This is a genomic window from Methyloceanibacter sp. (assembly GCF_050999895.1).
In the GTDB taxonomy this organism is placed as follows: domain Bacteria; phylum Pseudomonadota; class Alphaproteobacteria; order Rhizobiales; family Methyloligellaceae; genus Methyloceanibacter.
The window spans coordinates 1-25483 of the sequence record NZ_JBPCOU010000058.1 but is presented as its reverse complement, the minus strand read 5'-3'; the positions used below and the strand labels follow the sequence as shown (position 1 = coordinate 25483).

31 protein-coding genes and 1 pseudogene are annotated in these 25483 nt (G+C 62.5%); 15 read left to right on the top strand and 17 right to left on the bottom strand.

All coding sequences use genetic code 11. The annotated features are described in order from the left end of the window. The 3 genes from ACR2J1_RS06310 to ACR2J1_RS06300 all read right to left on the bottom strand — a co-directional run. A partial coding sequence (locus ACR2J1_RS06310; RefSeq protein WP_434018487.1) for a DUF502 domain-containing protein occupies window positions 1-617 on the bottom strand: 617 nt, incomplete at its 3' end. Window positions 618-926: 309 nt separating this feature from the next. Beyond that, window positions 927-1802, bottom strand: coding sequence for a methyl-accepting chemotaxis protein (locus tag ACR2J1_RS06305; RefSeq protein WP_434018486.1), 876 nt, complete (start codon window positions 1800-1802; stop codon window positions 927-929). 496 nt (window positions 1803-2298) lie between these two features. Next, window positions 2299-4350 carry a bifunctional aldolase/short-chain dehydrogenase gene (locus tag ACR2J1_RS06300; RefSeq protein ID WP_434018485.1) on the bottom strand — a complete coding sequence of 684 codons (2052 nt, stop codon included), beginning with the start codon at window positions 4348-4350 and terminating at the stop codon, window positions 2299-2301. 259 nt (window positions 4351-4609) lie between these two features. Between ACR2J1_RS06300 and ACR2J1_RS06295 the strand changes: the two genes are divergently transcribed. The 6 genes from ACR2J1_RS06295 to ACR2J1_RS06270 all read left to right on the top strand — a co-directional run bounded on the left by ACR2J1_RS06295 (window position 4610) and on the right by ACR2J1_RS06270 (window position 6953). Further along, window positions 4610-4822 (top strand): cold-shock protein, encoded by a 213-nt coding sequence (locus tag ACR2J1_RS06295; RefSeq protein ID WP_434018484.1) that lies wholly within the window; start codon window positions 4610-4612, stop codon window positions 4820-4822. Window positions 4823-4916: 94 nt separating this feature from the next. Beyond that, window positions 4917-5168, top strand: coding sequence for a hypothetical protein (locus tag ACR2J1_RS06290; protein WP_434018483.1), 252 nt, complete (start codon window positions 4917-4919; stop codon window positions 5166-5168). A 117-nt stretch (window positions 5169-5285) separates the two neighbouring features. Continuing rightward, window positions 5286-5522 (top strand): hypothetical protein, encoded by a 237-nt coding sequence (locus ACR2J1_RS06285; RefSeq protein ID WP_434018482.1) that lies wholly within the window; start codon window positions 5286-5288, stop codon window positions 5520-5522. A 34-nt stretch (window positions 5523-5556) separates the two neighbouring features. After that, window positions 5557-5736: a hypothetical protein gene (locus ACR2J1_RS06280; RefSeq protein WP_434018481.1), complete on the top strand. Its 180-nt coding sequence runs from the start codon at window positions 5557-5559 to the stop codon at window positions 5734-5736. An 18-nt stretch (window positions 5737-5754) separates the two neighbouring features. Next, window positions 5755-5988, top strand: coding sequence for a hypothetical protein (locus ACR2J1_RS06275; RefSeq protein WP_434018480.1), 234 nt, complete (start codon window positions 5755-5757; stop codon window positions 5986-5988). A 632-nt stretch (window positions 5989-6620) separates the two neighbouring features. Next, complete coding sequence (locus ACR2J1_RS06270; RefSeq protein WP_434018479.1) at window positions 6621-6953, top strand: hypothetical protein; 333 nt, start codon at window positions 6621-6623, stop codon at window positions 6951-6953. Between the two features lie 71 nt (window positions 6954-7024). On the opposite strand, the gene ACR2J1_RS06265 is transcribed toward ACR2J1_RS06270, so the two are convergent. The 10 genes from ACR2J1_RS06265 to petA all read right to left on the bottom strand — a co-directional run bounded on the left by ACR2J1_RS06265 (window position 7025) and on the right by petA (window position 16211). Beyond that, window positions 7025-7987 carry a sensor histidine kinase gene (locus ACR2J1_RS06265; protein ID WP_434018478.1) on the bottom strand — a complete coding sequence of 321 codons (963 nt, stop codon included), beginning with the start codon at window positions 7985-7987 and terminating at the stop codon, window positions 7025-7027. 244 nt (window positions 7988-8231) lie between these two features. Continuing rightward, on the bottom strand, window positions 8232-8948 hold the full coding sequence (locus ACR2J1_RS06260) for a Crp/Fnr family transcriptional regulator (protein ID WP_434018477.1): 717 nt from the start codon (window positions 8946-8948) through the stop codon (window positions 8232-8234). Window positions 8949-8993: 45 nt separating this feature from the next. Then, entirely contained in the window at window positions 8994-9974 is a 981-nt protein-coding gene (locus ACR2J1_RS06255) for a Vgb family protein (protein WP_434018476.1), read from the bottom strand. A gap of 54 nt (window positions 9975-10028) precedes the next feature. Next, complete coding sequence (gene mtnA, locus ACR2J1_RS06250) at window positions 10029-11132, bottom strand: S-methyl-5-thioribose-1-phosphate isomerase (protein ID WP_434018475.1); 1104 nt, start codon at window positions 11130-11132, stop codon at window positions 10029-10031. A gap of 172 nt (window positions 11133-11304) precedes the next feature. Continuing rightward, window positions 11305-11850 (bottom strand): adenine phosphoribosyltransferase, encoded by a 546-nt coding sequence (locus ACR2J1_RS06245; protein ID WP_434018474.1) that lies wholly within the window; start codon window positions 11848-11850, stop codon window positions 11305-11307. An 81-nt stretch (window positions 11851-11931) separates the two neighbouring features. Continuing rightward, window positions 11932-12813 (bottom strand): S-methyl-5'-thioadenosine phosphorylase, encoded by an 882-nt coding sequence (locus ACR2J1_RS06240; RefSeq protein ID WP_434018473.1) that lies wholly within the window; start codon window positions 12811-12813, stop codon window positions 11932-11934. Continuing rightward, window positions 12810-13367 carry a hypothetical protein gene (locus ACR2J1_RS06235; RefSeq protein WP_434018472.1) on the bottom strand — a complete coding sequence of 186 codons (558 nt, stop codon included), beginning with the start codon at window positions 13365-13367 and terminating at the stop codon, window positions 12810-12812. Before ACR2J1_RS06235 ends, ACR2J1_RS06240 begins: the two co-directional genes overlap by 4 nt. Window positions 13368-13468: 101 nt before the next feature. Further along, on the bottom strand, window positions 13469-14314 hold the full coding sequence (locus tag ACR2J1_RS06230; RefSeq protein WP_434018471.1) for a cytochrome c1: 846 nt from the start codon (window positions 14312-14314) through the stop codon (window positions 13469-13471). Next, window positions 14311-15606: a cytochrome b gene (locus tag ACR2J1_RS06225; RefSeq protein WP_434018470.1), complete on the bottom strand. Its 1296-nt coding sequence runs from the start codon at window positions 15604-15606 to the stop codon at window positions 14311-14313. Before ACR2J1_RS06225 ends, ACR2J1_RS06230 begins: the two co-directional genes overlap by 4 nt. Before the next feature lie 8 nt (window positions 15607-15614). After that, window positions 15615-16211, bottom strand: coding sequence for a ubiquinol-cytochrome c reductase iron-sulfur subunit (gene petA / locus ACR2J1_RS06220; RefSeq protein WP_434018490.1), 597 nt, complete (start codon window positions 16209-16211; stop codon window positions 15615-15617). A 358-nt stretch (window positions 16212-16569) separates the two neighbouring features. Here petA and hemF point away from each other — a divergent pair, with 358 nt between their 5' ends. Beyond that, window positions 16570-17502, top strand: coding sequence for an oxygen-dependent coproporphyrinogen oxidase (gene hemF / locus ACR2J1_RS06215; RefSeq protein ID WP_434018469.1), 933 nt, complete (start codon window positions 16570-16572; stop codon window positions 17500-17502). Window positions 17503-17504: 2 nt separating this feature from the next. On the opposite strand, the gene ACR2J1_RS06210 is transcribed toward hemF, so the two are convergent. Continuing rightward, on the bottom strand, window positions 17505-17633 hold the full coding sequence (locus ACR2J1_RS06210; protein WP_434018468.1) for a hypothetical protein: 129 nt from the start codon (window positions 17631-17633) through the stop codon (window positions 17505-17507). Window positions 17634-17768: 135 nt separating this feature from the next. Next, on the bottom strand, window positions 17769-17915 hold the full coding sequence (locus ACR2J1_RS06205; RefSeq protein WP_434018467.1) for a hypothetical protein: 147 nt from the start codon (window positions 17913-17915) through the stop codon (window positions 17769-17771). Between the two features lie 345 nt (window positions 17916-18260). Here ACR2J1_RS06205 and ACR2J1_RS06200 point away from each other — a divergent pair, with 345 nt between their 5' ends. Both ACR2J1_RS06200 and ACR2J1_RS06195 read left to right on the top strand, forming a co-directional pair. Then, window positions 18261-18476, top strand: a complete 216-nt coding sequence (locus ACR2J1_RS06200; protein ID WP_434018466.1) for a cold-shock protein — start codon at window positions 18261-18263, stop codon at window positions 18474-18476. A 240-nt stretch (window positions 18477-18716) separates the two neighbouring features. After that, window positions 18717-19061, top strand: a complete 345-nt coding sequence (locus ACR2J1_RS06195) for a BA14K family protein (protein WP_434018465.1) — start codon at window positions 18717-18719, stop codon at window positions 19059-19061. A gap of 91 nt (window positions 19062-19152) precedes the next feature. Here ACR2J1_RS06195 and asnB read toward each other — a convergent pair whose 3' ends face one another. Beyond that, complete coding sequence (asnB, locus tag ACR2J1_RS06190) at window positions 19153-21159, bottom strand: asparagine synthase (glutamine-hydrolyzing) (RefSeq protein WP_434018464.1); 2007 nt, start codon at window positions 21157-21159, stop codon at window positions 19153-19155. 464 nt (window positions 21160-21623) lie between these two features. On the opposite strand from asnB, the gene ACR2J1_RS06185 reads away from it, so the two are divergent. The 4 genes and pseudogenes from ACR2J1_RS06185 to ACR2J1_RS06170 all read left to right on the top strand — a co-directional run bounded on the left by ACR2J1_RS06185 (window position 21624) and on the right by ACR2J1_RS06170 (window position 23945). Beyond that, complete coding sequence (locus tag ACR2J1_RS06185) at window positions 21624-22751, top strand: TauD/TfdA family dioxygenase (protein ID WP_434018489.1); 1128 nt, start codon at window positions 21624-21626, stop codon at window positions 22749-22751. 114 nt (window positions 22752-22865) lie between these two features. After that, window positions 22866-23084, top strand: a complete 219-nt coding sequence (locus ACR2J1_RS06180) for a hypothetical protein (RefSeq protein WP_434018463.1) — start codon at window positions 22866-22868, stop codon at window positions 23082-23084. Window positions 23085-23107: 23 nt separating this feature from the next. After that, window positions 23108-23242: pseudogene (locus ACR2J1_RS06175) on the top strand (fatty acid desaturase); the annotation flags it as partial. A 67-nt stretch (window positions 23243-23309) separates the two neighbouring features. Then, complete coding sequence (locus tag ACR2J1_RS06170; protein WP_434018462.1) at window positions 23310-23945, top strand: fatty acid desaturase; 636 nt, start codon at window positions 23310-23312, stop codon at window positions 23943-23945. On the opposite strand, the gene ACR2J1_RS06165 is transcribed toward ACR2J1_RS06170, so the two are convergent. Further along, window positions 23864-24133 carry an usg protein gene (locus tag ACR2J1_RS06165; RefSeq protein ID WP_434018488.1) on the bottom strand — a complete coding sequence of 90 codons (270 nt, stop codon included), beginning with the start codon at window positions 24131-24133 and terminating at the stop codon, window positions 23864-23866. The genes ACR2J1_RS06170 and ACR2J1_RS06165 overlap by 82 nt on opposite strands. A gap of 214 nt (window positions 24134-24347) precedes the next feature. Between ACR2J1_RS06165 and groES the strand changes: the two genes are divergently transcribed. Together groES and groEL are read left to right on the top strand one after the other, a co-directional pair. Continuing rightward, window positions 24348-24665 carry a co-chaperone GroES gene (gene groES, locus ACR2J1_RS06160; RefSeq protein ID WP_434018461.1) on the top strand — a complete coding sequence of 106 codons (318 nt, stop codon included), beginning with the start codon at window positions 24348-24350 and terminating at the stop codon, window positions 24663-24665. A 31-nt stretch (window positions 24666-24696) separates the two neighbouring features. Then, window positions 24697-25483, top strand: a 787-nt coding sequence (groEL, locus tag ACR2J1_RS06155; protein ID WP_434018460.1) for a chaperonin GroEL, incomplete at its 3' end; no start/stop codon positions are given.

The window sequence follows — 25483 nt, the reverse complement described above, 5'->3', positions numbered from 1 at the left end:
CCAAGCGGCGGTGTGACGCCCATCGAGACATAGACATTCATGAGCCGCTCGACGCCGCCTTCCGCGGGCTTCACCCATTCCGCCGGCACATAGATCAGAGCCCCGCCGAACGGGACCGGCGCGGAGGGCACGAGCAGCGCGATATAATTGTGCTCCCCGATCACGACCGGCTCGGGCGACGGCGCGAGGCCGAGCACCGCGGCGCCGCCCTCCCCGCCGAAGAAGCACCAGACCGGGCGCATCGATTTGAAATTGTCCTCCCCGCCGCGATCGACGAGAGAGACAAAGCGCTTCGACAGATCGTAGACATTGGAGATGATCGGGATGCGCATCATCAGCGCGTCGAGGCCGTTCTGCACCCACGGCCGCAATCGCGACTCCACGATGAGTCCGAGCACGAAGATGCAGCAGAGAATGATCGCGAAGCCGATGAGATAGGCGGCGGTGGCCGACGAGACGAGGTTCAGGCCGAGCAGAACGATGAGCCTGCCGATCAGGCTGCCCGGCCCGGCATAGGACTGCACGAGCTGCGCCACCCACACGGTCACAATAACCGTAACGAGAATGGGCAGCAGCACGAGGAACCCGGCCAGGAAAATGCGTGCAGCTCGGCCCAAGCGATGCCTCCGCGATATTTTGCCATGTGCCGCGAACGTCGGGAAAAACGCCCGTTTGCGCGCCTTAGCTGGCGTTAATAATTGTTAACCGTAACCATCTTCTAAGATTATGAGAGCGGCTTTTTCGCAGAGGTATACAATTAGAAGTGTGATGGGCTTCCCTCCCCATCACGGGTTCCCCCCCAGGAACCGAAGAAGCCCCGAACCCCCCGTACGGGGCTTCTTCTTTGTCAATATGAAGTCGCGGTGAAATCGCCGCAAAAATGAAAGCCCCGTGCTCACACTGCGCGGGGCTTTTGTTTGGCTCTGCTAGCTCGCGCGTTTCAGCCTGTTGGCGGCGGCGGCTTGACGCAGGAAATTCTCCACCGTATGGCGGAGCTGCTCGGCCTGGCGCCCGAGATCGCGCGAGACCTGGAGCATCTGCGTGGCGGACTGGCTCGTCTCGTCGACGGCCTTGGTCACGCCCGGCATATGCGCGACGACGTCGTCGGTGCCGCGGGCCGCTTCGCGAACGCTGTGGGAGATTTCGGAGGTCGCGGCCGATTGCTGCTGCACGGCGCCGGCGATCTCCTGGGTATACTGGTTCACTTCGCCCATGGTGGTGACGATGCTCGACATCGCTTCCACCGCGCCGTTCGTCGGATTCTGAATGGCGGTAATCTGCTGCCTGATCTCTTCGGTGACCTTGGCGGTCTGGTCGGCCAGCGTCTTCACCTCGCTCGCCACCACGGCGAAGCCGCGGCCCGCCTCCCCGGCGCGCGCTGCCTCGATCGTTGCGTTGAGCGCGAGTAGATTGGTCTGTGCGGCGACGTCTTGAATTAGGTTCACGACATCACCGATGCGCTGCGCCGCGACGGCAAGCCCCTCGACCCTGAGATTGGCGGTGCGCGCATTCTTGGTGACTTCGCTGACGATACGGCTTGCCGTGGATACGCGCGTGCCGATCTCGCCGACCGACACCGCAAGCTCCTCGGCGGTCGCGGCAACGGTCTGCACATTGGCGGAGGCCTCCTCCGATGCCGATGCCACCGAGCCGACCCGCTCGTTGGTGTCGCTCGCCACGATCGACAGCGCGCGAGGCGTTTCGTCCATGCTGCGTGCGCTATCGGCAAAGGCGCTGAGAATGCCTGCAATCGAGCCGCGGAACTGGTGGATCAGCTCCTCGGTGCGCTGCCTGCGACGCAAGGCGTCCCTGCACCTGGCTGTCCTGCTCGAGTCTGTGGTTCTCGCTCCAGCGGATCGCGTCTGACTGGAAGGCCTTCAGCGCCCGGGAGATGTCGCCGATCTCGTCTTTCCGCGCGCCATGCGGCACGATGCCATCCACATTGTTGAGGTCGCTGATGGCCCGCGATCATGCGGCCGAAATAATAGCCGAAGGCGGCGGCGAGAGCGCACGAGACGATCACGGCCACCAAGAAATCGAGGGCGGTCCCGACAACGAGGCCCTGAGCGCGAAGGAAATCACCACGGCGATGAAGGCCGTGGCGACGAAGGCAAGGGCGATCTTCAAGCGCAGCAGCATGGGACACTCTTACTTGGGCCAGGAGCCAGGCCGACGCCGCGCGTCGCGAATCCCTTCCGATAAGGAACGAATCCGAGAACCGCTCGCAGGCCCCAGCCTCGCTCGTTGTGGTTAAAACTCTATTAGGAGAGGCTGCATTTTGGGCAGTGGCGCCCTCGATTAGCGCAGAGCGGCCGCGATATTGCCGCCATCCACCGTCTCGATATGGCCCGTGGTGCGCCGTGCCTTGGCGAGCGCCACGAAGGCTTGGCTCACATCCTCTGCCGTCACTTCGGTGCCCAGCAGATTGCCGCCCATATAGTCCGCCTCGGACAGACCCCGCGCGGCGGAGCGCTCCTTGATCATGGCGTTGGTCAAGAGGCCGCTGCGGATGCGGTCGGCGTTGACGCCGTTGGAGCGAATGCCGTCGCTGCCGTAGTCGAGTGCATATTGGCGCATCAGAAGCATGGTGGCCGCCTTCGGCAGCCCATATGGGCCGAAATTTGCGCCCGGATTCACCGCCTGCTTGGAGATGTTGAACAGGAGCACGCCGCCGGTTCCCTGTTTCAGCATGATGCGCACCGCCTCCTTCGCCACGGTTTGATGCGCGAAGAAATTGAGCTCGAAGCTTTGCCGCAGCAGCTCATCGGAGACGTCCCCGATACGCCCCTGCCACGCCGCGCCGGCATTCGAGACCACGATGTCGACACCGCCATAGGTCTCGCAGACGGCTGAGAACGCGGCCCTCACCTCGTGGCGTTTCGTCACGTCGCAGCGGAGGCCAATTCCTTTGACCGCTGAGGCCGCCGTCTTCGCAGCTGCGCCCTCGATATCGAGGATCGCAACAGCAGCGCCTTCGGCCGCGAGCGCGTTGGCCGTCGCGGCCCCAATCGCGCCCGCGCCGGTCACGACCGCGATCTGGCCGGTCAGCGGCTTAACAACCGCGCCTTTGAGCTTCGCCTGCTCCAGGCTCCAATATTCGAGCGCGAACAGATCGCTCGCCGGCAGCGGCTCGTAGGTGCCGATCGCCTCCGCATCGGAGACGACGCGGACCGTATTCTCCGCGAGATCCCCGGCCATGGCCGCGTCCTTCGCCGTGCGGCCCAGACCGAACAACCCTACTCCCGGCACCAGCACCACCCGCGGCGACGCGTCGAGCTTGGTCTTGCTGCCGCCTACCGCCTTGTTCTCCCGTGCGAAATATTTGTCATAGCGGCCGGTAAAGGCGGCAACCGCCTCCCGCACCCTGTCCGCGAACTCATCGAGCTTGCCGGCTTCAGGCGGCGGCAGCACCAGGGGCGTATTCTTGGTGCGTATGATGTGATCCGGCGTCACCACGCCGCGCTGACTGTAGGAGGCGAGTTCCGCACCGTTCACGTAAGCCAGAATCTCGGGCCCGGTGCGGAAGGTCATGACGAAGCGCGTCGGCTCGGCGCCGGGCTTGTCGGCCGGCAGCGCGGCGGCGCCGCGAATGATAGGCGCGATCTCGCCCGCGGCCGCGATCCCCTCCGCAAGCGCGCGCGGCCGGAACACGACGGGGCGGCCTTGGCGGAAGCGGCTTTCGGCGAGCGACACCATCTCGATCATGCGCTCATACGCTTCGCGCGCGGTCTCGCCGAAGGTGAAGATGCCGTGCTTGTGCAGGATCAGGCCTTCGACGGCGGGGTCTTGATCGAAGACTTCCGCTGCGGCTTTGGCCAAGCCAAAACCCGGCGCGATATAGGGCACGATGCCCATGCGCCCGTCATAGACCTCGCGCGCCAACATCTCACCGTCCGGCTGATCGACCAGGCTGAGCACCGCGGCGGCGTGGGTGTGGTCGATGAATTTATGCGGCAGGAAGGCATGCAACAGGGTCTCGACCGATGGGTTTGGAGCCGACGCATCGAGCAGGTTCAGCCGCTGCACATTGACCATGGCCTCGTCTGAAAGCGCTTCGAGCGCACGCAGTAGCCGCAACGGGCGAAGCTTGACAGCAGGCAAACCCCAAGGCTCGATATCGGCCATGTCGGCGCCCGAGCCCTTCACCGCTATGACGTCATGCTCCTCGCCCAGATCGTCTCGAGCAAGGGTTTTTACGGAAGTATTGCCGCCTCCGTGCAGAACGAGAAGCGAATCGCGGCCTAAGAGGCGCGTGGTGTAAATCCTGAGCGCGACGTCCTCGCCCACGCCTTTCGCGGCATAGGCATCGACCGTTTCGCGGGCGTTTTCGTCGTTCCACTGGCTTTGCATGGCGCGCGTTGTTCCATTCCTTAACGCCTTATGCAAGCGGCGACGTTGCCTGTTAGTGCTCACTTCACTTGCTAAATCAGCCGCAAAGGCCCATATAACAGACACGGCGCGCCCAATGAGGGGCGCGGACTTAGACAGACGGCAAGATCAAGCGCCGAAGACGTGCACGTTTCTTTCCCGAAATCTCAAGACACCGAGTCGCTTTCAACCAAGCGCTACAAGGTCCGTTGCTTTGTATCTCTACGGGAAAGGAATCCCAATGCGCCTCAATGGCACAGTTAAATTTTTCAACCACGCGCGTGGTTTCGGCTTTATCGCACCGGAAGGTGGCGATAAGGACGTATTCGTTCATGCGACAGCGCTCGAAAGCTCCGGCGTGGCTTCTTTGAACGAAGGCGATAAAGTCTCCTTCGAAATCGAAGACGACACCCGTGGCCGCGGTAAGCAGGCCACGCGAGTCGAGCTCTCGTAATCGGAAGCCGTCGCCAAAGAGATTTGGCGGCGGCGTCCCAAGTGGCGGTCCTTCATTAAGCGGGCCGCCACAGTTAGCGTACCCAAGGTTGATAATGGCTAGAGTGGATTTCAAGGCGCCTGCAGAACTATTTCCCCCGCGACGTCGGACTTTCGGCCGCGGTCCGGTAGGCTACAGACGTTTCAACTCCGCCGCCGAAGCCGTTCGTTTTGCCATCGAAGAACTGCCCCCGGAGCTTCTTCTCGGCGCTTATCTCGAAGTCGAGGAAGATAGGTTCGACGGAGACGCCATTCGCCAGCTCTATGAGAGCGCGGCCTATCCGCTGAAGCGCCGGAAAAAGAGTTAGACGCTGCGCCGCACGGCGCGACGCCTTTTTTTCTCTGCAACGCACGACGCTTAATCTCTAATCGACGACAACGAAGCCGCGACCGGCGCAATGCTCCGCAGACGGTAGGAGTGCAACATGAACAAATTTCCCTCTCGCGTGTCCGCCGCAAGGCGCAATGCCGAGACGCTGCTGCGCCAGTCGCGCAAGCAAGACTCAACGTTCCAAGTGGAACAGGAACGCCAGCAGCAAGCCATGTCCTTGAAGACCGCGCGTTTGCGCGAACTGCGTCTGGCCAAGGAAGCCGAAGACAAGGCAGCGGCCGCCGCAGCTCCGCCTCCCGCTTCAAAGGCGAAGCGCACGAAGAAGGCCTAGTTTACCGCCTCCCCACGCAACGTAGGTGATTCATATGGCGTTCAAGCCGAACTACAATCAGGCCCGCGCGGACCGCGATCGCGTGAAGGCGCAGAAGAAGCTCGCAAAGCAGCAGAAGCGCGACGACGATGCCGCCAAGCGCAAGGGCCCATCGGACGAGCCGCAGTCGCCGGGCGCCGATGAAGCGCCCCCCACCGACACCAACAATTCCTGAGCTGAAAGCGTAACGATCATGGCTGCCAAGAAACAGCGTCTCCCCAACGGCTTCGTTCTGTTCGACGTCCTCTATGAGGACGGCACGCAGACCTCGAACCGTAAAGTGCCCGCTGCCGAGGTTTGCGGACTGGACAAGGACGCGCCGGCCCGCACGTTCATCGAGACCCAAGACCGCTCGATCGCTGAAATGTCCGGGTCGCCGCGCGGGCCCATTAAGACCATCAAGCGCTCCGGCAAGGAGCCGAGCTAGCGCGGTCCTTTTCCTCCTCGGCGAGCAAAACGTTCGACCAATTCTGGAACCACTGGCGCGCCGGGCGGTTATCCTGTCAGCGGTTGTACGGAGTATCCCCCACATTCCCCGCTTCGCACGACTGCGTGTTTGGGAGTTCTGAGAAGCCCGGCCTCACCCGCCGGGCTTCTTTTTTTGGCTGCCAACGGAGCGTCACGGGGATGCGCTGAAATGACCGCTGTTCCGCCACCGTTCTAAACCAATTTGCAACATATTCCTCGTGAAACTCGAGTTATGGGGTTTTGCGTAACGAGGGAATGAAGTGGGAAGATTTCGCGACTCTTATCAGCCTGAACGCCACTATATGCGAGGACCCGGCCCCAAATGGCATGCGCGGCATGACGTTATGCCGGAGCCAACGCACCGCTCACAGCCCGGACTGCCATTGTCGATTTGGCTCGTCCCTATCGTGTCCGTTGCATTCTTGGCGCTCTTGGCTGTAGCCGCTCTGGCTTAAGCGCACGCGGTTATTGAGCGCGCGACGGGGCCCCCCGTTCTCACGAAAAGTTGCCTCTAGGCGGAGGCTGACTCGGAACCATCCCGGGCGCCAACGGTTTGCTCTCACAGTTGTTAACTTATCCAAAGGAAAGCCCATGCGTGGACCACTTCTGATCGCGTGCGCGGCCGTTTTCGCTGTCGCTACCGTCGCAACTCCGAATCCCGCCGCGGCCCTGCCTGGTACCCCCGTCGTGACCTACGGCGACACGGGTGTCGTGGAGCAGGTGGGGAAGCGCTACAATAACAACCGCTATTCGCGGAACTGGAACAGAGGCCACCACTATCGGCCCTATGCGTATAACTATCGCCCCTATGGCTACCGCTATCGCGGATATGGCTATCGCGGTTACGGCTATAACCGTCCCTATTACGGTCGCAACTATGGGTATTACGGCCGGCCGGGTGTCAATCTCTGGTTCGGTTTCTAAGCCGCTAGGACGCCGCTCAATCGGCAGGAAGACGCGAATTAGGCACGGTCTCGCATCAAGCGGGCCGTGCCTTACTCGTTTTCGAGGGGCAACTGGATCGTGCATTCCAGTCCGTCGGCCTTCAGATCGTGGCTAACGATGGCGCCGGGCAGACTGTTCTTGATGAGGGTGCTTCCCAATCCCGCATGCAGCGGCGGTGCAATGGCCGGGCCATCATGCTCCCGCCACTGGAAATACAGGATCTCTTGCCGTACTTCCCAACTGGTTTTGACGTGACCGGTATCGTGCGACCAAGCGCCGTATTTCAGGGCATTCGTGCCGAGTTCGTGGAGGATGAGAGCGAACGGCGTCGTCGCCTGCGCCGAAAGCGTGACGGCCGCGCCCTCGGCCTTAAGGCGTGTAGGATCGGGCGCAAGCGTCGCGACCAGCGCACCCACAAGCTCGTCCACTTGTGCCCCGCTCAAGGCCGTGGCGCTCAAAAGATCCTGAGCGGATGCGATCGCGAGAAGACGACCGCTGATCGCATTCGGCATTTCGTCGAGCGGCTTTCCGGATTTGATCGTTTGCTGACAGACCGAATTGGCGATCGAGAACAGGTTCTTGATCCGGTGCTTCAATTCCCGATTGATGACGCCGAGCTGATCGTCCTGCTGCTTGAGGCGCGCGAGCGCCTGCATCAAGAAATGAACGGGGATGACGCTGAGGCCCGCCAAGACCACGAACAGCAGGAACTTGAAAACATAATAGACCGTCGAGCTTCCGCCCGTCGGATCCGCCCAGTAAGTCCCGACGAATGCCGAAAGAACGAGGACGAGAAGTCCGGCGCCGAGCCCGCCATAAAAGGTCGCGAGCAGGACGGCAGGGAAAAATGTGATGAACGGTAACTGGCCTGGTACGAGATTGTCGAGAACAACGCGGAGGAGGACGCCCGCCCCGAAGATCAGCAACGCCAAGCCATAGGCGTGAAGAAGTCTCGCCGGCCGGTTCCGCTGACGCGCCACCGCGTCAAGGATCTCGCTCCGGTAAGGGCTCACGGTGTCCTCATTGAAAAAAGGGGGCATCTAAGAGACGCAAGGAGACGGAGCCGGCCGGCACCCGTCAAGCAGGACGACTGGTAAGTTGACGCGACGGACACCCAGCCTCTTCGTCTTCCTGGCAACGGCTCAGACCCGCTCCACGGTCGCAGATGCGAACGGCCGGACGCCCGCCACGACATAGCCTAGTGCAATGCCGCAGCTGCTGTCGGTAACACAGGTTACACAGCGAAGCATTGCAGGCTCATTCGTAGGTTTTAGGGAGGTGAGCGGCGATCCTGCTCCGGACCACCTGATAGCATTCGCAAGATGCCTCCATCAGTCCGTGTCGGTCGAGGAGGACGATCTGCCGCCTTGCGGGTGCGACCAAGCCCGCGTCCGCCAGATCGCGCAAGGCATTCGTGACGGTTGGTCGCTGAACCCCCAGCATTTCCGCAAGCAAGGTCTGGGTGATCGGAAGCACGTTGTCGTCGTTGCGGTCCCGCATCATCAGCAGCCAGCGCGCCAGCCGCTCCTTGACGCTGTGGGTGCCGTTGCACGCACCCGATACCAGCACCTGCTCAAGGAACGCTTGCCCATATTCATGCATGAGACTGCGAAAGCCGGGCATGGACTTCATCGCGCGCATGAAGGCCGTTCGCGACATTCTCGTTGCGGTCCCGGGAATTTGGACGAGAAAACGGACCGAAGACTCCTTCCCGCCCAGAATGGCTTGAAACCCGGTGCAGCCTTCCCGGCCGATGGTCGCGGTCTCAATCACGCTGCCGTCCTCATACACGCTCATGACCGACACCACACCACTATGCGGGAAAAACACGCTCTCGATGGCGCTGTCCGCATCGAGGAGAACTTGATTGCGCTCGCAAGGAACGGGCTCCAGCTCCGGCACCAGCCGCCTCAGATTGCTGGACGGAAGGGCAAGCAGCAGCCGGTTGCGCAGCCAGCTCGGGGCGGTACTCATAAAGGTTAAATGTCGGTGGGGGCGCTTCGGTTGCAGCCGAAGCGCTCAGTCCGTGACGCCCTCGTCCGGCTTGCCGTCGCGGATCACCACAAGGCGGTCGGTGCCGGATTCGGCACCCCAAACCTCCCCCTGCCGCCCCAGCATTTGGCGCACCGCGGCGCCGTCTTTGTCGCTCGGGAAGCTCTCGAAGGTTTCGGTCATGGGATCGAATTTGAGGACAGCGTTCGCCGCGAAGTCGGTCACCCAAACCTTGTCGTTCGCATCGACATAGACGGAATAAGCGTGGGGCTCGGTGCCCGGCAATCTGTATACGGTCCACGCCTTGGCGGCGGGATCGTAGACGCTGAGATTGCCGGCATTCCATTCGCTGACCCAGAGGCGGCCTTTGGAGTCCGACCAAACGCGCCGCGTACCGGCGCCTTCCGACTTGGGCTCGATCAGTTCGGTCTCGCCCGTCGCGAGGTTGGGCTTTCCGAGAAAGCTGCCGGCGAGGGAGACGTAGTAGATTTCACCTTTCGGGGTCGCGGCGACGCCGTAGGGCCCCTTCCCCTTCGGGGCATTCCAGACATCCATCTTGCCCGTCTTGGGATCGAGGCGGCCATAGATCCCGGTCTGCCCCGTGAACCAGAGGCGGCCCTCACCGTCGAAGGCAGCCGTATTGAGATTGGCGTTGGTGCCGGCTTTGGGCAGCGGGAAACTGCGCACCTCGTTGCTGATGGCATCGACGCGGACAATTGCGTTCAGACCACTATCGGTGACCCACGCCGCGCCGTAAGGCCCGACGATGACGCCATGCGGCCGCGAGCCCTCGCCTAGGGGAATGCGCTCCACTTCGCCCGTTTTCGGATCGAGGCGCCCGAGTACGCCTTTATGCTGGCCGGTATACCAAACCGTGCCGTCGGACGCAGGAGCGACGTCGTGCGGATGATCGCCCGCCGGCACATCGAAATATTGCACCTCGGCCGCTTGGGCGAGCCCCGCCGGCAACAGAAGGGCAACACTGAGAAGCAGCGCGAATCTGTTCATGCCCGCCAATCTAGGGCGTCACTGTGAGGAGAAGAAGGCGTTTCGCGCGAGCGGTTATGCGGCGTCCGGCGTGCGGTACTCGGGATAGAGCGTCAAGAGCGCATCGCGCGTCGCCGGCGCTACGCCCCTCTCGGTGATGAAGCCGGTGACGAGACGCATCGGCGTGACATCGAAGCCGTAGTTGGCAGCCGGGCTCCATTCCGGGGCGATCGCAACGGTGGCGATGCCGCCGTCGGGGAGCTTGCCCGTCACATGCGTGACCTCGCGCGGGTCGCGCTCCTCGATCGGAATGCGGCTGCCGTCGTCGAGGCTCCAATCGATGGAGGAATATGGCAGCGCCACGAAGAACGGAATGTCGTTGTCGCGCGCGGCGAGCGCCTTGAGATAGGTGCCGATCTTGTTGGCGACATCGCCATTGGCTGTGGTCCGGTCGGTGCCGACGATGCAGAGATCGACAAGTTTCTTCTGCATGAGATGGCCGCCGGCATTGTCCGCGATGATGGTATGCGGCACGCCATGCGCGCCGAGCTCGAACGCGGTGAGCGCCGCACCCTGATTGCGCGGCCGCGTCTCGTCGACGAACACGTGCACGGGAACGCCCTCGTCATGGGCGCGATAGATCGGTGCGAGCGCCGTGCCCCAATCCACGGTGGCGAGCCAGCCGGCATTGCAATGGGTGAGGATCTCGACGCGTGCGCCCTTCTTTTTCTCGGCATGCGCGCGGATGAGCCCTAAGCCGTGCTCGCCGATCTGGCGGTTGGTCTCGACATCCTCGTTGCAGATTTGCTCGGCGCGCTCATAGGCCTTCGCGACGCGGACTTCGTGCGGCTGGTTGCGGATGGCTTTTTGCATCTCATCGAGCGCCCAGAGGAGATTGATGGCCGTCGGCCGCGTCGCGGCAAGGACCTCGCAGACGTGATCGAGCGCCTCATCCGAGGCATTGCCGCGGAGGCCAAGACACACGCCGTAAGCCGCGGTCGCACCGATCAGAGGAGCGCCGCGCACCTGCATGGTCTCGATCGCTCTCGCCGCGTCCTCGAGCGTGCGTAGCGTGACGAGGTCAAACGCGTGCGGCAGCTTGGTCTGATCGATGATGTTGACCGACCAGCCGTCTTCCGCCGGCCAGATGGTGCGATAGGGTTTGCCGTTGATGTTCATGAGCCCGACTTAGCACAGTCCGGCGGGTCACGGAATCGCTCCGGCGCACGTCGCGGCGTCTTCCCGTCCTTTTGCCGCAATCCACTTGCGGAGAGACTCGGCCGGAAGTGGGCGTGCAATGAGATAGCCTTGCGCTTCGTCGCAGCCGGCAGTGACGGAAGTCGTAGCCTCCTCAATCGCCTTCGAAGGAAATCAGGGACTGGCATTCCACACCGAGCGCCGCGAGACGCGCGCAGCCGCCGAGATCCGGCAGCTCGATGACGAAGGCCGCGCCGACCACATCCGCGTTCAGGCGGCGCAGCAATTTGACCGCCGCCTCCGCCGTGCCGCCGGTGGCGATGAGATCGTCGATCAGCAGAACCGGCTCGTTCGGACTGATCGCGTCCTCATGCACCTCGATGACATCGATGCCGTATTCGAGCTCGTAGTCCTGGCCGATCGCCTTGGACGGGAGCTTGCCCTTCTTGCGGATCGGCACGAAACCGCAGCGCAGGCGGTCGGCGACCGCGCCGCCGAGAATGAAGCCGCGCGCCTCGATGCCGGCAACCGTCTGCACCCGCCGGTTGACGAAGGGTGCGGCCAGCTGCTCGACGCAGGCCCGGAAGCCGTTGGCATGGCCGAGCAGCGTGGTGATATCGCGGAATATAATACCGGGTTTCGGATAGTCGGGGATCGTGCGCACGAGGTCCTTGAGATCGATATCCGTTGCGAGACTCATCGAAGGACCTCCGTGAAAGGGCTGGAAAGCTTTGCGAAGCCTATAGTCGAAGCACGCATCCGAGGCTAGCGCTTCACTCTCTTATGCTCTTGCGTTGAGGATGCGCCCGGCGACCGCATCGAGCTTCTTCAGAAGCTCGGGATCACGCGCTTCCGGCGCTGTGATGATCGCGGTGTCGAGCGCGCGGTCGGAACCGATCGGGCATGGCTCGTGCTCGCGCGGAAAATCGCGGGCGAGCCGCGCCACGAGCTTCCCCGCGCGCTCCGCGTTCGCCATCAGAACCTTGATGATGTCCTGCACCGTGACCGCGTCGTGGTCGGGATGCCAGCAATCGAAATCCGTGACCATGGCGACGGTGGCGTAACAAATCTCAGCCTCGCGCGCGAGCTTGGCCTCGGGCAGATTAGTCATGCCGATCACGGAGTAGCCGAGCCCCTTATAGGTAAGGCTTTCGGCGAGCGTGGAGAATTGCGGGCCTTCCATGCAGACATAGGTGCCGTCGCGCACGACCTGGATGCGTTCCGCCATCGCGGCTTCGGCGAGATGGATGCGCAGGCGCGGCGAGACCGGATGCGCCATGGAGACATGCGCCACGCAGCCTTTGCCGAAGAAGGAGCTCTCGCGGTTGAAGGTGCGGTCGATGAACTGATCGATGAGCACGAACGTGCCGGGCGGCAGCTCTTCCTTGAAGGAGCCGCAAGCCGAGAGCGAGATGAGATCGGTGACCCCGGTCCGCTTCAGCACATCGATATTGGCACGGTAGTTGATGTCCGAGGGCGACAGGCGGTGGCCCCTGTCGTGGCGGGACAGGAAAACGACCGGCAGCCCATCGATGTCGCCGATGCGAAGCGGCGCCGACGGCTCGCCCCACGGGCTCTCGATGCGCTGTTCGCGCATATTCTGGAGCCCCGGCAGATCGTAGATGCCTGAGCCGCCGATAATTCCGAGAACCGCTTTGGTCATTCTTCCCCCACCTGAATGTGGAACACGCCCCAGACCCAATGGCCGCGGGCCTCATCGGCCGCCTTCTCGCCATCCGTGCGCGTATTGAGAATCCAGATCGGACCTTGTTGCCCGAGGCCGAGCGGCTTGCCGTCCTGGGTCAGCGCCAGGATCCAATCGGAGCTCGCGACGTCCTCGTCGGCAAGCCAGCCGCTATAGCCGTTGAGCGCCCGAATGGTGAGCTTGACACGCGCGGCCTCCACGGCGCCAAGCACGTCGCGCAAGAGCGGACCGCTGAAGGTGGCGGGCTTGTCGAGCTCGGGCGGCTGGACCGTCACGCTCCCCTGCTCCAGGCCGAGCAGCATGGCGCGGTCGAACTCGTAGGCGGACTTGAAATCGATATTCTGACGCGCGAGCTGGCTGTCGCGCTTCTTGTCGAGGGCCCCGCGATTGGTATTCCCGATCATGCCGGCAACCGTGAGGATCACCATGTCGGCCGGTTTCGGCGTCTCGGCCGCGGCAAGACCACTCCAGGCGGAAAGCGCGATACAGACAGCGAGCGTCATGCGCAGCATCGCGTGGCCCCCTACGACTTCTCGACGCGAATGGCATAGAAGACGTGGATGGCCGGGACAAGCCCGGCCATGACGCGCTCGGTGTGCTTTTGACAGTGCGCTTAAGGCGCAGGCGCCGGGTCGCCGCCGACCCGGGACCACACCATGCGCTTGGCGAGAAACATGATCACCGCGAAGGCGAGCAGGAAGATCATGACGCGGGCGCCAAGCCGCAGGCGCTCCTCGAGCTTCGGCTCGGCCGTCCACATGAGGAAGGCGGAAACGTCCTTGGCATAATTGGCGACCGTCGGCTTCGTGCCGTCGGTATAGGTGACCGCCCCCTCGTTGAGGACCGGCGGCATCGCGATCTGATGCCCGGGAAACGCGACGTTATAATGCATCCCTTGCGCAACCTCGAACCCCGCCGGCGGCTCGCGAAAGCCGGTCAGGAGCGCGTAGATATAGTCGGGACCGCCCGGCCGCGCCTTGGCCATCACCGAGAGGTCCGGGGGCAACGCACCGTTATTGGCCAGCCTCGCGACTTGATCGTTCGCGAAGGGCGCGCGGAAATGGTCCGCGGCACGCCCCGGCCGCTGAAACATCTCGCCCTTCTCGTTTGGCCCGTCGGTTATCTGCGCCTGCGCCGCGAGCGCCGCGACCGCTTCCGCGGAAAATCCGGGACCGCCTTGCTCGCCGAGATTGCGATAGGACAGAAGATTAATCGAATGGCAGCTGGCGCAGACTTCCTTGTAGACCTGATAGCCGCGCTGAAGCTGTGCGTTGTCGTAATGGCCGAACGGCCCTTCGAAGGTCCAGTCCTGATCGGCGATCTCGGGCTCGTGCTCTTGCCCGCCGGCCTGTGCCGGCGCGCTGCTCGGCTCCTGCGCCTGGAGGTCGCCGGATTGCAGCGCGAGCGCGAGCCACACCAGCACCAGAACTCTGAGTGAGGCGAAGATGGCCTGGATCATAGCGCGCTCTCCACAGGCCGCGCGCGCTTGGCCGCCGCCGGCGGCAACGGCGGCGGCTCGTCATGGCCGAGCACGGCCTCGGTGATGCTGCCCGGCTGCGGCAACGGCCGCTCCAGCCTGCCGACCACAGGCATCACCACGAGGAAGAACAGGAAGTAATAGGCGGTGAAGATGCGGCCGAAGACAAGATACCAGCCGTCTGGCGGCATGGCGCCGAGATAGCCGAGCGCGATGCACGTCACCAGGAACGCCCAGAAGAACCATTTATAAATCGGGCGGTAGGTCGTGGAACGCACCTTCGAAGAGTCGAGCCAGGGCACGAAGAACAGAATGGCGATCGACGCGATCAGCCCGATCACGCCCATGAGCTTGTTCGGGATGGCGCGCAGGATCGCGTAGAACGGGAGGAAATACCACTCCGGCACGATATGCGGCGGCGTCGCCAGCGGATTGGCGGGAATGTAGTTGTCGCTATGGCCGAGAAGGTTTGGCGCGTAGAACAACAGCGCCGCGAACAGGAGCAGGAACAGCACGAGCGCGAAGCCGTCCTTCATCGTGTAGTAGGGATGAAACGGCACCACGTCGCGCGTCGTCTTCATGTCGATGCCGGTCGGATTATTGTTGCCCGGCATGTGCAGGGCCCAGATATGCAGGAGCACCACGCCGGCGATCACGAACGGAAAGAGATAGTGCAGGCTGTAGAGCCGGTTGAGCGTTGGCGCGCCGACGGCCAAGCCGCCCCAGATCCATTCAACGAGCGTCGAGCCGAGGCCGGGGATCAGCGCGTCGAGCGACGAGAAGAGATTGGTGATAACCGTCACCGCCCAGAAGCTCATCTGCCCCCACACCAGCGAGTAGCCCATGAAGGCCGTCGCGATCATCAGAAACAGAATGAGCACGCCGAGAATCCAGAGGATCTCGCGCGGCGCCTTGTACGAGCCGTAATAGAGTCCGCGGAAAGTGTGGATATAGACGGCGAGGAAGAACATCGAGGCGCCGACGGCGTGGGAGTAGCGCAACAGCCAGCCCCAGTTCACGTCGCGCATGATCTTCTCGACGCTAAGAAACGCGCCGTCGGGCGTCGGCACGTAATGCATCGCAAGCACGACGCCGGTGGCGATCTGCGCGGCGAGCATGAAGGTAAGGATGCCGCCGAAGGTCCACCAGTAGTTCAGGTTGCGCGGCGTCGGGTAGACGATGAATTGGTCGTGCATGACGCGCGCGACCGGCAGCCTCGCATCAAGCCATTCTTCGAAGCGGCTGTTCGGCCGGTAGGTGGAGGGGTGCGCCATGACGGCCCTTATCCAATCTTGATCTTGGTATCGGACTCGAACGCGTAAGGCGGGATCGCGAGGTTCTGCGGCGCAGGTCCGATGCGCACGCGCCCCGCCGTGTCGTATTGCGAGCCGTGACACGGGCAGAACCAGCCGCCAAACTCACCCCTGTAGTCGCCGACGGCCTGGCCTTTGGGGATGCAGCCGAGATGGGTGCAGATGCCGATCATCACGAGCCAAGGTTCGCGCGCGGCGCGGTTGGCGTCGGTCGCTTCGGCGTTGTCCGGAAGATTGGCGTTGCGGGCGAGCGGATCGATCAGCTCTTCGACCGGCACGTCCTTCGCTTCGGTGATTTCCTTGTCGGTGCGATAGCGGATGAAGACGGGCTTGCCCCGCCACATCACCGTCAGGGCCTGGCCTTTCTCGACGGGCGCGAGATCGACCTCGGTGGTGGCCATCGAGAGCGTCGAGGCGTCGGGGTTCATTTGATCGAGCAGCGGCCAGAGCACTGCCGCGGCCCCGACCGCGGCAAAGCCTGCCGCGCCGATCAAAAGCACATCGCGCCGCGTGGGCTGATCCTCGACGAAAAGTGCTGGCTGTGGGGGAGTATCGTGGGTTGCCACGTCGTCCAATGCTCCTCCCTGAAAGCCCGGCGCCGTGGCCGACGTCAAGAACCGCCCTCTGGCTGTTGCCTCTCCAGGGCCGGACGCGCGTTCTGCGCCCGGCAGGCGAATGATTTGGTTTCTTGCATCACGTCTCAAGGTTGTCCAGGGGCGCGCCCTTGGGCAAATTGGCGCACAGGGTTAACTGTCCAACCGGTGATACAGATGCTTGATCTCCAAGCGCTTTGACCTCGACCAAGGGCGCGACGCGTGCCCCGCGTCATGTCTTACGACGCGAAATTTTCCGAGTCCGCGCGCGAAGCCTTCGAGATTCGGAGGCGGCGCGCGGAAGAAATGTTAGCCTGAAGCGATGGAGCCCATGCAACTGAAGCAAGACAACACGGCGGACACACCGAAGGCGTTAGGCCCGGAGCTCGAGGCGCGCAAAGCCCGCGCCAAGACTTGGTTCGAGCAGTTGCAGAACGAAATCTGCGCATCGCTCGAGGCGGTCGAGGACGCGGCCGAAACCCTCCCCTCCGCCAAGGGCAAAGCGGCGGGCCCCTTCACCCACAAGCCCTGGACGCGGCAGAACCACGACGGCGCGGATGGCGGCGGCGGCATCATGACGCTCATGACCGATGGGCGCGTCTTCGAGAAGATCGGCTGCCACACCTCAACCGTTCACGGCACCTTCGCGCCGGAATTCGCCAAGGCCATTCCGGGCGCCGAGGAGGATCCGCGCTTCTGGGCGTCGGGCATCTCCTTCATCGCGCATCCCTTAAATCCGAACGCACCGACCGCTCATATGAACACGCGCATGGTGGTGACGAGCAAAGCCTGGTTCGGCGGCGGCGGCGACCTCACGCCTGTACTGATGCGCAGGCGCACGCAAGAGGACAAGGATTCCCGCGACTTCCACGCTTCGATGCAAGCCGCCTGCGACGGCGAGGCGTCCGCCGACTATCCGCGCTTCAAGGATTGGTGCGACGAATATTTCTACCTGCCGCATCGCAGCGAGATGCGCGGCATCGGCGGCATTTTTTACGACTATCTCGATACGGGCGACTGGGAGGCGGACTTCGCCTTCACGCAGAAGGTGGGCCGCGCCTTCCGCGACATCTATGCCGACATCGTCCGCAACAACATGGCCACGCCCTGGACCGAAAAGGACCGCGAGGAGCAGCTCATCCGCCGCGGCCGCTATGTGGAGTTCAACCTGCTCTACGACCGCGGCACGATCTTCGGGCTGAAGACCGGCGGCAATGTCGAGGCGATCCTGTCATCGCTCCCGCCCCACGTCATGTGGCCTTAGGTCTATTGCCAGCGCCTCGGCCGGCACGCCCTGGCCGCGACGCCGTTGGCGATGATCCAAGGATCGTAGGCGATCCGCGCCGAAAGTACCGCGAGGAGTGCGGCGGCGAGCGCGATTAGGATCCTCCACATGACAGGCTCCAAGGGGTTGGGAGGGGGCCTTATCCTGAGGAGGCGCGGAACGCGCCGTCTCGAAGGATACGGCCATGCTTTGAGCTGCGCCCTTCAAGCGCCCTCAGCATGAAGCGGCGCGTGAGGTATCTCAAATCACCCCCGAATGCCGGCATACATCAGGACCGGGGTCGGGCCGGTCACGACGCCCTGGCGCGCCCCGCTCATGGGCGCATCGTCGGCGAGACGCGCCACAAAGATGGCAAAGGCGGTGAGCAGCAAAACGACCAGGATCTTCCACATGCGAGCCTCCGGGCGACGGGTCCGGGCGTCTGTCGCGCCCTGTCCCTTGGCTCTAGGCTCTGGCGGCTGAACCCCTCCTGAGGGGGCCGTTCATGTGTGGTTTAGAATCCGCCTAACCTCCTTCTGTGGCGGACATATTTCTCACTTGCCAAGAAACCGCCCTTCCCCCATGCTTCTCCAACCGGGCGCCCAAGGCTTTGGGCGCGGACTTGGACGATGGCAAAGTGACTAGAGCGCGCCAAAAGAGCACGACGACCTTTCCTGACATCTCAAGACGCCGAAGAACCCTCTTGGGTGATCGCGGCCCGTTTGTCTGCAACTTCTAGCGGGAAAGGATTCCCCCTCATGGCCCGGATCAACGGCACAGTGAAATTTTTCAATCATGCGCGCGGCTTCGGCTTTATCCAGCCCGAAGACGGCGGCAAGGACGTCTTCGTCCATGCGTCAGCTCTTGAGCGCTCGGGCGTGCTTGCGCTGAATGAGGGCGACAAGGTCTCTTTCGAGATCGAGGACGACCGCCGCGGCCGCGGCAAGCAGGCTGCCAACGTTCAGCTCGCCTAAGCGCGCGCTAACAGTCTTGACGTGACTGAACCGCCGGGCTTCGCACCCGGCGGTTTTTTCATGCCGGAAGCCATGTTGGCGCCATAAAATTTGCTTAACGAGTCATTCATTCTCGCGGCTCTATTTTGATTTAAAGGGAGCGGCGAGTTGTCTCCCCTTTCCCCCTGGGGCACCCTCCGGCGCCCGCGAGCAAAGATGCGATCATTGGTGCCGGTTCGAGCGAGGAATTCGGAAAAAGCAATGACCAAGAAAACCCTGAAGGCCGTCTTGGCTGCCGCGCTGATCGGCGTCGCCGCCCTGACACTCTCGGCTCCGGCCGAGGCGGGCCGCGGCCACGGCAATGCTGTCGGCGCCGGTATTATCGGCTTCGGCGTCGGCGCCATCGTCGGCAGCGCCCTCACGCCGCGCGAAGTCTATGTCGCGCCGCCACCGCCGCCGCCGCCTGCGTATTACGGACCGGTGTCCTACGGCCCGCCGCCATGGAGCCCCGGTTGGTACAGCTACTGCCATTCGCGCTACCGGAGCTTCAATCCGAACACCGGCACGTTCATCGGCTACGACGGCTACGAACGCTTCTGCCGCTAGCCTAGAAGTCGAGTATCGTTTTCGGCCCGTCAGATCGGCCTAGCCGGTCCGGCGGGCCTTTCTTGGCGGCAGGTTCCCGGCGCAGGGGGACCTAGCTGTCTGCGCGGGACAATTCGAACGTGGACTCTCCCGCAAGAGCCCTGCGCTCCGCTGTGTAAGGCAGCTCGCAAAGGCCGCCGCCGAGATGCAGATGATGCCAGAGCTGGGTAGCCACCACGCCGCCCAACCCCAAGCTCGCGAAGGTGCCGAGCTTACCGCCTTCACCGCTCGCCAGCAGCTCGCAGTCTCGCCGCACGCGTTCCACGTCGAAATAGCCTGTCCGTGCCAAGGACTCCGGGCTAATCAGATCGCGCACGAAACTGGGCGGGCTCGACAGGAACGTCTCGGCCAGCGGCGCCCTGAACATGGCTTTCCGCCGCTGCGCCACCGCCTCTGGCAGAAGACGTGCAGCCGCCTGCCGCAATAAATATTTATCTTTCAGCCCACGCCGGAGCTTGAAGCGTGGATGGATACGCGCGGCGAAGGAGACCACTTCCTCGTCGAGGAATGGGTAGCGCGTCTCGACACTGTTCGCCATGGCAACGCGGTCACCCTTTTGGCTCAGTAGAAGGCCGGGGAGGTGTACCTTGTAGCCGAGATACAGTGAGCGGTTCAGCGGGTGCCAGCGGCGCAAGCGGTCGAGGTCGAGCGCTAAGTCCTGATATGCGACGAACGAGCCAAGCCTCTCCTTGAGGTCCTGGCTGTAATAGAGGTCACGCGACGTCGCCACGAGGTTGTACATCACCGACTGGGCGTGAGGCCCAGCGATGAGGCTATCCATGCGAGCGAAATCGCCGAAGCTCACATTCGGCGCCGCCCATTTCCGCGCGACCCTGCTGATGCCCGTGCTCGGACGAAAGCTATCACCGATATCGAAGAAGCGCGCAATCTCCCTCATCTTGAACCAGACATACCCAGCGAAACCCTCATCCGCCCCCTCGCCCGTCAACACCACCTTGTAGCCCTGACCATGCACCTCTTGCGACAGAGCCAACAGCGCAGCGCAAGAGGTATCTAGCACCGGGCTCTCAGCCGCGCGTATCAGCTCCGCGTATTTGTCGGCGATAAAAGCGGGTCCGGCTTCAACCACCGTGCCCGCGCGCCCAATATGGCGTGCCGCCTCGGCTGCGTTCTCCTCCTCGTCGAGCGCCGGATCAGGCACCTTGACCGTGAAGCTCGGCAGCGGCCGGCCGCTCACCTTCGCGGCCATGGCGAGCACATAGGCCGAATCGACGCCGCCGCTGAGATAGCCGGCCACGGGCACGTCGGCCCTGAGCCTGACCTCGACCGCCCTTTGGAATTTCGCCTCGAACTCGTCGATCAGGAGGGATTCGTCGGCGGGATCGTCCTCGTCGCCCCAATCGGGAAAATCGAGATCCCAGTAACGCCGTTCGGCGACCTCAGCTACCTTGCCGTCACTCCGGAAGGCGATGCGTAGATAGTGCCCCGGCAAGATCGATCGCACGCCTTCGAACATGGTGCGACGCGAGCTCAACGCAAAAAAGGTGAACAAATGGTCGAGCCCTTTGACATCCGTCACGGGCGGGACCGCGCCGGACGCTATGACCGCCTTGATCTCTGAGCCGAAATAGACGGCATTCCCTTGCTGCGACCAGAACAGTGGGCAGATGCCAACCCGATCCCGCGCGAGCAGGACGAGCTTCTTGGTAAAGTCGATAAGCACGAGGGCGAACTGACCCTTCAAATGCTCGAACACATCCTCGCCGTGCTCCTCATAAAGATGCACGATCAGCTCGCAATCACTGTCTGTTCGGAACACATGGCCCCGAGCCTGTAGCTCAGCCTTTCGCTCCGTGTAATCGAACAACTCGCCGTTGCAGAGGACCGCGATGGTGCGGTCCTCGTTGAAGATGGGCTGCTGACCGTTCGCCACGCCGACGATGCTGAGACGCCGATGGGAGACCCCAATTCCCGGCGCGAAGAGAGTGCCGGAATCGTCCGGTCCGCGATGGAACAGCGCCGCACCCATGCGTGCGACCAAGGCCCGATCGGGTTCTCGTCGACCAGTAAGATCTATTACACCTGCTAAGCCGCACATATTGCCTCGCTAGAAATCACGCTAGTGATAGGGGTGGGCGACCGATTTCTTGACCGTAGGGATGCCGAACTTAAGGCTTCTTGGGGAGCCAACGATCTCCGCTTGCCGCGCCGAATGGGACCAGGCGATATCGCCACTGCGTGCCGTCGAAAAACCCTAGCCCCCCATCGTGGCGCGCGCTCGGCCCCCCTTTTTGGCGCAGCGCGGCGGATGGCTGTGCTCGGGAGAGTGGTGTCGCTGAAATCGAGCGCGCAGGCAAGTTTCATGATCTTGAACCAGACATAGCCCTAGCCAGCATTGCTTTGAAGGCGCAGATTTGCAGCGACGCTGGCCCATGGATCGCATCCGACTATCAGCGGCTGAACAGCGCTAAGTTCGTCGCACAAACCGCGCTTCAGGCGTGGCGGGCGACCCGAACGAATCCGCACGTCGTCTCCACCGAAACTAGAGGGACAAGTCGCCGCATGGCCAAACCACCAGTTCGTTCCTGCCCCATATGGACATTGCCATCCAATTTGACTAACCGACAAAGAATGGCTACTTGGCGAAATCTCAAGCCCTCGGAATTGACCCGCCCGACCAAATGCCCGGCTCTCCCGCGAGTCGTGGAATCAGACGGGCAGCAATCTCTTGCGGATCTCCGCGCCCTTGTGACCGCCGAACGCGCGCTGCTTCGGGATGAAATGTTGAAGCGCGGTGGCTTTCTCCTGCGCGGGTTTGAGGTGAACGACCCGGACAGCTTCGCAGACATCATCGGGGCACTCGGTTACCAGCCCGAGGCGGAGAACCCGTTCGACACCAGCCCGCGAAGCAAGGTGGCCGAAAGCGTATACACCTCGACCGACACCCCCGACGCATACCCGATCCTCGCCCACAATGAAAACAGCTTCCTAAACGAACGACCCCGCATGATTTCGTTCTTTTGTTTGGTCGAACCCATGCGCCATGGCGAAACGCCGCTGTTTGACTCGCGCGCGGCGGCTAGCACCCTCGACCCCAACGTTCGGGCGAAGCTGCAGGAAAAGAAGGTCTGTTATCGACGACGTTTTCCGAAAAAGCGCCCGGGCTGGGCGCCGATAATCAACCGGACCTGGGACGAGGCTTTCGGAACCTCCGACCGCGATGAGATCGAGGCCATGGTGACGGCGCAGGGAATGGTCTGTCAGTGGCATCCGGACGGGCGCATCCTACACACTGAAAACGTGGTCGATCCGCTGCCCCGCCATCCTGAAACCAGTGAACATTGCCTCAACCTTCAGGCCTTTCACCGGACCAGCATCCTTCGGGATCTCGACGAAGTCAGACCGCGCCAGAATTCGCTCCATAACGCCTCTCTAAAAATGGGCCTCAGGTTGCTTTACGCGCTCGACGTTATGCCGGTCCAAATTCTTTACGGCGACGGAACGCCCATTCTCCCCGATGAGATGATCGAAATCCGCCGCGCCACATGGGATCACTCGGTTCTATTCCGGTGGAAAAAGGGCGACGTTCTCGTGCTCGACAACATCTTGACGGGGCACGGCCGGATGAACGTCGAAGGTCCGCGCAAGATTCTTGCCTCTTTCGCCGACCCGGTTACATTTCCGGTGTGAGGGCCGAGGAGGCGAGCCTCCCCGGCATCGCGATTGTTTAAGCCTTCGGACACGGGCATGCGGAGCAAGGTCTCGACTGGCGAGTTAAGGTCATGGGCAAGATGAGCAAATGCGGTGACAACCGCCGAACCCCCTATCACCGAAACGTCCCGCGATCAGCCTAATGCCGCCGCCGCCCGGCAAGCGCTCACGCTTATCAAGCCCTATCAGGGCATGATGGCGTGGCCAACCGTGTTCCTTGCCATTGCGATCATCGGCTCCTTTGCCGCCGTCTGCACCCTCGGCACAATGGGTATCATCCCGCTCTGGCTCGGACTGATCCTAATACGCTGATCCTCTATGCCGACCAGACGCCGTTGCATGAGGCCTGTCACGGCAATATCGCCGGGCGCGATTCAAAGTGGCTGTGGCTGAACCATCTCGTCGGCTATGCCTGCGGCGCCATCCTGCTGCACGAGCACAAAGCCTTCCGCTACATGCATCTCGCTCATCACCGGGACACCAACAATCCGGATCTCGATCCCGATCATTGGTGGCGGTCCAGAACAGTTCCTGGTTGTGTGGCGCTGCCTCACGATCGTGTTCTGGTATCACGCCTATTTCTGGAGAAACATCGCCTTCAAACCCCACATTCCGGGCATGCGGCCGCTCGCGATCCACATCATAGTCGCGCACTTGATCTACTACGGGATCGCGATCGGGCTATCGGTCATGGATTATTGGCGCGAGGTGCTGATGCTGTGGATCTTCCCCCACATCCTCGCCTCGGCGCTGATCAACTATTTCTTCGCCTATCTCACCCACAAGCCGCACGTCGCCAAGGAGCGCTATCGCGACACCAACGTGTTCTGGTTCCGCGGACGGATTTCAGAGCCCTTGGTCAACTGGCTCTACCTGTTTCAGAACTTCCACCTCATCCACCACCTCTTCCCGCGCGTGCCGTTCTATCTCTACGGCGACGCCTTCCGTTCGGTGAAGCCGGTGCTGGAACAGGAGAACGCCCGCATCTTCGAGTTCGGGCACACCCGCATCACCACCATCATCAGCACGAGCACCATCCGGCCGCGTCTTGACGCGGGACGTGATGCCGGCGCAAGCCGGAATGACGGAGATCAATTCAGGCGCAGTTCGCCTGCGACGAAGCTGAACTCGGTTGGCGCGATGAGGCGGCGATGCGCGACGAGCACGCGGTAAAGCGCGCCGTCGAGATGCGTACTCCAGAAATCCAGAAAGTCGGTGAGCTTGGGGAAGCGCGGCGCGAGATCGTAATCCTGCCAGAGATAGCTCTGCAGAAGCTTGGGATGGTCCGGCAGGCGGTAGAGAATTTCCGCCGTCGTTAGCGAGTAGCCTTGCAGCTGGTGATGGAACGCCGTGTCTGTCATGGCAGCCACGCGAATCGTGTTATCCGCCCCATAAGTGTTAATCACGGGGCCGGGTTGCGTCCACAGGGATTTACCAGCCGGATCAGCGTATTAGCAGCAATATCCTGCGCCTGCTAACGTTGGCACTCTCCTCTTGAAAGTGCTAAGACCTTTTTCTACATAGCGCGCGGGGGAGTGCCCCCGCCAGCTGCAAAATCAATGGAGGAGATTACCCATGAAGTTTCGTCCGCTGCACGACCGCGTGGTCGTACGCCGTACCGAGGACGACGAGCGCACCAAAGGGGGCATCATCATTCCCGACACCGTCAAGGAAAAGCCGCAACAGGGCCAGATCGTCGCTGTCGGTCCCGGCGCCCGGGACGAGAACGGCACCGTGCAGCCGCTCGACGTGAAGGCCGGCGATCGCGTGCTGTTCGGCAAGTGGTCCGGCACCGAAGTCAAGATCGACGGCGAAGACCTGCTAATCATGAAGGAAAGCGACATCATGGGCGTGCTCGAAGGCAGCGCCGAAAAGAAGAAAAAGGCCGCTTAAGTTGAGGGGCCTAAATCCGGAGTAAGAGAACATGGCTGCTAAGGAAGTGAAATTTGCGCAAGACGCCCGCGAGCGCATGCTCCATGGCGTCGACGTCTTGGCCAATGCGGTCAAGGTAACGCTCGGTCCTAAGGGCCGTAATGTCGTGCTCGAGAAATCGTTTGGCGCACCGCGCATCACCAAGGATGGCGTGACCGTTGCCAAGGAGATCGAGCTCGACGACAAGTTCGAGAACATGGGCGCGCAGATGCTGCGCGAGGTGGCGTCGAAGACCGCCGACCTCGCCGGTGACGGCACTACCACGGCGACCCTGCTCGCGCAGGCGATCGTGCGCGAGGGCGCGAAGTCCGTCGCCGCCGGCTCCAACCCGATGGACCTGAAGCGCGGCATCGACCTTGCGACACCCGCGGTCGTCAACGAGCTGAAAGCAAAGGCGAAGAAGGTCACCTCGAATGAGGAGATCGCCCAGGTCGGCACCATCTCCGCCAATGGCGATCACGAGATCGGCCGCTTCATCGCCGACGCGATGCAGAAGGTCGGCAATGACGGCGTGATTACCGTCGAGGAAGCCAAGAGCCTCGAAAGCGAGCTCGAAGTGGTCGAGGGCATGCAGTTCGACCGCGGCTATATCTCCCCATACTTCATCACCGACGCCGACAAGATGCGCGTCGAGCTGGAGAACCCCTACATCCTCATCAACGAGAAGAAGCTTTCCAACATGCAGTCGCTACTGCCCGTGCTCGAGGCCGTGGTGCAGTCCGGCAAGCCGCTTCTCATCATTGCCGAGGATGTCGAAGGCGAAGCGCTTGCGACCCTCG